This is a genomic window from Nocardiopsis salina YIM 90010, assembly GCF_000341025.1.
Taxonomy (GTDB): Bacteria; Actinomycetota; Actinomycetes; order Streptosporangiales; family Streptosporangiaceae; genus Nocardiopsis; species Nocardiopsis salina.
In genome coordinates, this window is the sequence record NZ_ANBF01000226.1 from 23,146 (window position 1) to 30,445 (window position 7,300).

At 70.8% G+C, this 7,300-nt stretch carries 4 protein-coding genes; all 4 read left to right on the forward strand.

What is annotated here, in order from left to right:
- Entirely contained in the window at window positions 1-1,386 is a 1,386-nt protein-coding gene (locus D474_RS0125105; RefSeq protein WP_017616236.1) for a maltokinase N-terminal cap-like domain-containing protein, read from the forward strand.
- Between the two features lie 425 nt (window positions 1,387-1,811).
- Window positions 1,812-3,968, forward strand: a complete 2,157-nt coding sequence (glgB, locus tag D474_RS0125115) for a 1,4-alpha-glucan branching protein GlgB (protein ID WP_040704445.1) — start codon at window positions 1,812-1,814, stop codon at window positions 3,966-3,968.
- A 176-nt stretch (window positions 3,969-4,144) separates the two neighbouring features.
- Window positions 4,145-5,635, forward strand: a complete 1,491-nt coding sequence (locus tag D474_RS30000) for a heparan-alpha-glucosaminide N-acetyltransferase domain-containing protein (RefSeq protein WP_239647177.1) — start codon at window positions 4,145-4,147, stop codon at window positions 5,633-5,635.
- Between the two features lie 146 nt (window positions 5,636-5,781).
- On the forward strand, window positions 5,782-7,209 hold the full coding sequence (locus tag D474_RS0125125; RefSeq protein WP_017616240.1) for an APC family permease: 1,428 nt from the start codon (window positions 5,782-5,784) through the stop codon (window positions 7,207-7,209).
- Window positions 7,210-7,300 lie beyond the last annotated feature (91 nt).

Consider the following 7,300-nt stretch of genomic DNA (forward strand, 5'->3'; position numbering starts at 1 on the left):
ATGTCCGAACTCGAAGAACTCCTGGCGGTCTGGCTGCCCCGGCAGCGATGGTTCTCCGGCAAGGGGATCCCGATCCGGCGACTGCGCATCCTGAGCCGTCACCGTCTGTTGTCGGCCGGTGACGAAGGGCCCGACCTGAACCTGCTCGTCGTGGAAGCGGGCCAACGCGGCACGTACTCCCGTTACCAGGTCATGCTGGGCTCGCGTCCGCCGCGTGCGCTTCCCGCCAACCTGGCCCGCACCGCCATCGGCGTTTGCCAGGTCTTCGGCGGCCGGGCGCAGGTGGTCTACGACGCCGCCCACGACGAACAGCTCACCCGGCTCCTGTTGGAACGCTTCGCCGCGCCCGCGAGCGAGGGCCGTTCGGAGGTGCGGTTCCGCACCGTGCCGGGCGCCCGCGTGCACACGGGTTCGGCCGGGCGCCTGCTGACGGGGGAACAGTCCAACACCTCGCTGGTCTTCGGGCGCGACCACGTACTCAAGACCTTCCGGCGGCTGTGGCCCGGCCCCAACCCGGACCTGGAGCTGAACACGGCTCTGTCGGGCTCGCCCTACGTGGCCGAGCCGTGCGGGTGGATCGAGGCGGACCTGCCCGGTTCGCCGACCCCGACCACGCTGGCGATGCTGCAGGACTTCGTACCCGACGCCACCGACGGCTGGGTGCTGGCGACCGGGAACGTGCGTTCGCTGCTGCAGGGGTCCTCTCCGGAACGGGAGTCGTCCTTCGCCGAGGAGGCGGCCCTGCTGGGGCGCACGACCGCGGAGGCGCACCGGGCCTTGTCACAGAAGCTGCCGACCGACGTGCTCTCGCCTGGGGAGATCTCCGACCTGGCCGACGCCATGGTCGAACGCCTGGCGATGGCGACCGCGGAGGTCCCGGAGCTGGCCGAGCACGCCCCGCGGGTGATGTCGGCCTACTCCGACTTCTCCCGGGTGGACGAACCGCTTCCGACCCAGCGTGTGCACGGCGACTACCACCTGGGCCAGGTCATCCGGCCTCAGCAGGGATGGGTGCTGCTCGACTTCGAGGGCGAGCCCACGATGCCGGTGCAGGACCGCAGGAGCCTGTCGACGCCGCTGCGCGACGTGGCCGGGATGCTGCGGTCCTTCGACTACGCGGCCGGCTACCTGCTCATCGGCCACCCGGGCGAACCGGCCCTGGAGTGCTCGGCCCGCGCGTGGGCCCGGCACAACCGGGACGCGTTCTGCCGCGGTTACGCCGACGGCGGCGGGATCGACCCGGAGAAGCACCTGACGGCTCTGCGGGCCTTCGAGTTCGACAAGGCGGTCTACGAGGTGCTGTACGAGGCACGTAACCGGCCGAACTGGCTGCGGGTCCCGTTGGACTCGATCGCATCGGCGGTCGCGCCCTCGATGCCGGGCTGATCCGGTGTGCGGTCACGGTCGCCGTACGCGGCCGTGACCGCACCGCTCGTCTCCCCGCTCCCCGGGCCCGCCTCCAGGCCCCCTCGACCAGCTCGTCCCCTGCCCCGTCCTACGTCCCCCCGATCACGACCACCGTCCACGACCACGACACACACGGAGCCGAGTTGTCCCCGTCCAGCGAAGAACAGCGACCGAGCGAGGGCGCCGCGACGCCCGAGCCGAAGACCGCCTCCACGACGAAGAAGAGCACCGAAGACAAGAAGCCGTCCGCGACGGCGAAGAATGCGCCCGCCGCGAAGAAGGGCGCCTCCGCCGAGGCCGCGGCAGCCAGGAACACGGGCGCGACGACCTCCGGGGCCAGGGGCGCACCGTCCGCGGCCCGCACACGGCGGCCCTCCGGCCCCGCACCCGAGCTCCTGGCCGAGATCGACCGTGTCGTCGACGGCCACCACCACGATCCGCACAGCGTGCTGGGTGTGCACACCGAGGGCCGGTCCACGGTCGTGCGCGCCCTGCGTCCGGGTGCCCTCGAAGTGCACGCGGTCCTGGGCGACGGCAACCGGGTGGAACTGGCCCACCTGCACCGCGGGGTCTTCGCCGGCAAGGCCACGAAAAAGGCCCTGGGCACGCCCTCCGACTACCGCGTGGCGGCCCGCTACGAGGAGGGCGGAGCCGAGCACGTGAGCGCCGACCCCTACGTCTTCGCCCCGACCCTGGGCGAACTCGACCTGCACCTCATCGGGGAGGGCAGTCACGAGGAGCTGTGGAACGCCCTGGGCGCGCACGTGGACACGCTCTCCACCCGCACAGGGGAAGCCGCAGGCACCGGGTTCTCGGTTTGGGCGCCCGACGCCCGCGGCGTCCGCGTGATCGGTGAATTCAACTACTGGAACGGGGTCGGACACCCGATGCGCAGCCTCGGGTCGAGCGGCGTCTGGGAGCTGTTCGTCCCGGGTGTGGGCGAGGGTGACCTGTACAAGTTCCAGGTTCTGGGAGCGGACGGCCAGTGGCAGGACAAGGCCGACCCGATGGCACGCGCCACCCAGGTCCCGCCCGCGACGGCGTCGGTGGTGGCCTCCTCCGACTACGTGTGGGGCGACCAGGAGTGGATGGCCGGCCGCAAGGGCGTCGAGCCGCACCGCGCCCCGATGAGTGTGTACGAGGTGCACCTGGGGTCGTGGCGTCCCGGGCTCGGGTACGAGGAGCTGGCCGAGCAGCTGGTGGAGTACGTGACCGAGCACGGGTTCACCCACGTGGAGCTGCTGCCGGTGGCCGGGCACCCCTTCGACGGGTCGTGGGGTTACCAGGTCACGTCGTACTACGCCCCGACGCCGCGGTTCGGTCCGCCCGACGGTTTCCGGCACCTGGTGGACTCGCTGCACCGGGCCGGCATCGGCGTGCTGCTGGACTGGGTCCCGGCGCACTTCCCGAAGGACTCCTGGGCGCTGGCGCGGTTCGACGGCACGGCGTTGTACGAGCACCCGGACCCGCGCCGGGGCGAGCACCCCGACTGGGGCACGCTCATCTTCAACTACGGCCGGACCGAAGTGCGCAACTTCCTCATCGCCAACGCGCTGTACTGGCTGGAGGAGTTCCACATCGACGGGCTGCGGGTGGACGCGGTGGCGTCGATGATCTACCTCGACTACTCGCGCGACTCCGGCGGTTGGGAGCCCAACGCTTTCGGGGGGCGGGAGAACCTGGAGGCGATCGACTTCCTCAAGGAGCTCAACACCGCCGTGTACCGGCGCAACCCGAGCGCGGTGATGATCGCCGAGGAGTCCACGGCCTACACGGGTGTGACCACACCGGTCGACATGGGCGGTCTCGGGTTCGGGCTCAAGTGGAACATGGGGTGGATGCACGACTCCCTGGAGTACGTGAAGAAGGAGCCCGTCCACCGCAAGTACCACCACAACGACATCACCTTCGCGATGATGTACGCCTACAGCGAGAACTACGTGCTGCCGCTGTCGCACGACGAGGTGGTGCACGGAAAGCAGTCCCTGATCAACAAGATGCCCGGGGACGAGTGGCAGCGGACCGCGAACGTGCGTGCGCTGTTCGGCTTCATGTGGTCGCACCCGGGCAAGCAGCTGCTGTTCATGGGCGGTGAGATCGCCCAGGGCGACGAGTGGTCGCACGAGGAGGGCGTGCCGTGGTGGCTGTTGCAGTTCGACCACCACGCGGGGGCCCAGCGCCTGGTCAAGGCGCTCAACGACGCCTACCGCCCGCGTGCGGCACTGTGGTCGCTGGACACCGACCCGACCGGCTTCACCTGGTTGGACGGCGGCGACCATGAGGGCAACACACTCTCCTACCTGCGGTTCGGGGAGGAGGGCTCCGTGCTGGCGTGTGCGGTGAACTTCTCGCCGGTGCCGCGGGAGGACTGGCGTATCGGCCTGCCGCGCGGAGGCCGGTGGAGTTCTGTGCTCAACACCGACGACCCCCGGTTCGGCGGTTCGGGGTACCCGGCGCCGGCGGCGGTGGAGGCCGACGAGCAGGGCCGGCACGGGCAGGCGTTCTCCGCGCCGATCACGCTGCCCCCGCTGTCGGCGGTCTGGTTCGAGCCGCAGGACTGACGCGGAGAAACGGAGCGCAGGTGAGGGGACTCGGGGGTGCGGAACCGTCGGTCCCCTCCGGTGTGTGCGGGGCCGTGGCGTGAGGCACAGGGGCAGCGAGTGTGTGACTGGCGGTGCAATCGGGTCGTTACGCTACGGGGACTCGTGTCCCCGATCGTCCGGTTCCAGAAAGGTCCATGTCTGAGCCCCGCTACCCCGCTGCCCTGCCCTCCCCTGCCCTGAAACAGCCCCGGCCACGGTTGGAGGGGGTGGACCTGGCTCGGTGGGTGGCGGTCACGGGTATGTTGCTCGTGCATTTCAGCGTGCCGTTCATCCCCGGTGACACCGTGACCGCCTGGCTCACCCACCAGGCGGCCTGGGGCCGGTCGACGATCCTGTTCACGTTCCTGGCCGGGGTCTCGCTGGCCATCATCGCCGGGGCCCGAGAGCCGCACCGCGGCCGGAAGGCGAACGTGACCGCCGGCCGCGTGGTGGTGCGCGGTGTCGTGCTGATGATCATCGGGTGGATCCTCACGGCGATCGTCTCGCCCACCGAGGCCGCGTTGACGGTCATCATCACCTACTACGGCCTGTACTTCCTGATGGCGGTGCCGTTCCTGCGCCTGAACGCGAGGTGGAGCGCGGCCGCCGCCGTCACCGCCGCGATCGTGGGCCCGCAGCTGTTGTACGCCCTGCGGCGCTCCAACGACGAGGGCGGCTGGTTCCACGACTTCACGCAGTCCTGGAACCAGGTCTCGCCCGGCCACATCTTCCTGGAGCAGGGGCTGCTGGACCTGTCGGTCTACGGCTTCTACCCGGCGCTGAGCTACGTGGCGGTGGTTCTGGCCGGCCTGGCCGTGGGGCGTCTGGACCTGCGCTCCCACACGGTCCGGTTGGGGATCGCCGCGCTGGGGCTGCTGCTGAACTCGGTCGCCTACCGGGCGTCCTGGCACGCCTGGGAGAGCTACCGGCTCATCGACGAGATGGGCCCCCGCGAGGAGCACCAGGGCCCGGTGCCCACCGACGACGCCCGGTGGCTGCTCTCCAGCGCCTCGCACACCGCCACCACCCCCGAGATCATCGGCGGAACCGGGCTGGGCATGGCGGTGCTCGTGGGGTGCCTGTACCTGGCCGACCACCTGCCGCGCCTCCTGCGGCCGCTCATCGCCACCGGCACGATGGCGCTGACTGTGTACGTGGCGCACGCCCTGGCCATGGCGTGGCAGGCGAACATCGACCACACTGCGGGCGACCTGGCGCACTGGTTGAACGAGTACATGCCCGAGGTGTTCATCGTCGGGTCGATCGTGGTCGGGTTCGCCTGGCACAAGCTCGTGGGACGCGGGCCCGTGGAGGCGTGGGTGTCGACGGTGAGCAAGGCCGTGGTGCCCGGCGGCGGGGTGGCCCGGAAGGCCCGGAGCGCCCCGGGCAGTGGTGAGCCCGGTCCAGGTGGGAACAGTGGACCGGCGGGGCCGAACGGCGGCGGGCCGGAAGCCCCCGGTAGCAGCGACGGCCCCGAGGGCGGCTCCGGCGGCCCCAGGGCGGGCGGACCCGCCCCCACGGCCCCCGCGGCCGGCAGTTGGGCCCCCGGCCGCCCGGAACCCGGTGAACGCCGCGACGGCGCGGACCAGAGGGCGGAGACCGAGCGGGAGCCCGAGCGTTCCAGCACCGGCCTGCGCAGCACCTGACCGCCCGCTCCCCTGCCCCGTACGCGGTAAGTCCTCGGCTCGTCGGCGGTGTCCCCGGCCGGGCCTGGGCATAGGCCCGGCCCCCTTCCGTCCGGGCCTGCCGCGTGTTTGGGTGTGTTCCTGCGCACACGAGTGATGGGAGGGCCATGGCCGACCGGGACACGGGGTTGTTGAAGGTGCTGGGGCGCGGGGACGTCCTCGCGCTGTCCTTCGGGGCGATGATCGGCTTCGGCTGGATCGTCCTGACCGGCGAGTTCATCGAGGCGGCCGGCCCCGGCGGCGCCGCCCTCGCCTTCGTCGTCGGCGGCGTGATCATGGCCTTCGTCGGCCTCACCTACGCCGAACTCGTCTCCGCGATGCCGCGCGCCGGCGGGGAGCACAACTACGCGCTGCGGGCCATCGGGCCCAAGGGCGCGCTGGTGGCCTCGTGGGCGATGGTGCTCGGGTACGTGTCCGTGGTGGCCTTCGAGGCGGTCGCGGTGCCCGAGACGCTCGTGTACCTGTTCCCGGACATGGCCGTCGGGCACCTGTGGACGATCGCGGAGTACGACGTCCAGGCCAGCCTGGTCGCGGTCGGCATCATCAGCGCGGTGATCATGGCCGGCATCAACTATGTGGGGATCCGCCCCGCGAGCGTCTTCCAGGTCATCGCCGTGCTGTTCCTGGTCGGCGTCGGCGTGGTGATGATCGCCGGTTCCGCCGTCGGCGGGTCGGCCGAGAACATGGACCCGCTCTTCACCGGCGGTGTCTCCGGCATGTTCGTCGTACTGGTGGCCGTGCCGTTCCTGTTCGTGGGCCTCGACGTGATTCCGCAGTCGGCCTCGGAGATCAAGATCCCCTACCGGCTCGTCGGCGGGCTGCTGGTGTTCTCGGTGTTCTGCGCGACCGCCTGGTACGTGATGGTCATGCTCACCGCCGGGTCGGGCCTGTCCCCCTCGGCGCTGCTCGAGTCCGAACTTGCCTCCGCCGACGCCGTGGGCGCGTTGTGGCACAGCCGGATGGCGGGCAACCTGGTGGTCCTCGGCGGGATCGCCGGACTGCTGACCAGCTGGAACGCCTTCCTCATCGGGGGCAGCCGCCTGCTGTTCGCCATGGGGCGCTCGGGGATGGTCCCGGCCTGGTTCGGCCGCCTGCACCCGCGTTACCGCACCCCGTCCAACGCGATCCTGTTCATCGGAGCGCTGTCGGTGGTCTCGCCCTTCTTCGGCGACCCGATGCTGGTGTGGCTGAGCAACGCCGGCGCCTTCAACATCGTCATCGCCTATCTGGCGGTGATCGTGTGCTTCCTCGTGTTGCGCCGCAGGGAACCGGAGATGGAACGCCCGTTCCGGGTGCCCGCCGGGACCCCGATCGGCGTGATCGCGTTCGTCCTGGCCTTCGGGCTGTTCCTGCTCTATCTGCCCGGCATGCCCGCGGCGCTGTCCTGGCCCGAGGAGTGGCCGATGGTGCTCGTGTGGTGGATCGCGGGGCTGCTGCTGATTCTGCGCCTGCCGCGTGTTCGGGCGGGGGCCGACGCCGAGGAGCGCCTCATCGAGGCCCTGAATGCCCGCAAGGGTACGTCCCCGCCTCCGTGAGGGCCCGGGGATCTTGCTACCAGAGCCGGGTTCAGCGCCGATACTGGCTCTGGTAGCAAGATCTACTGGGGATCATGGTGAGTGTCGGGGA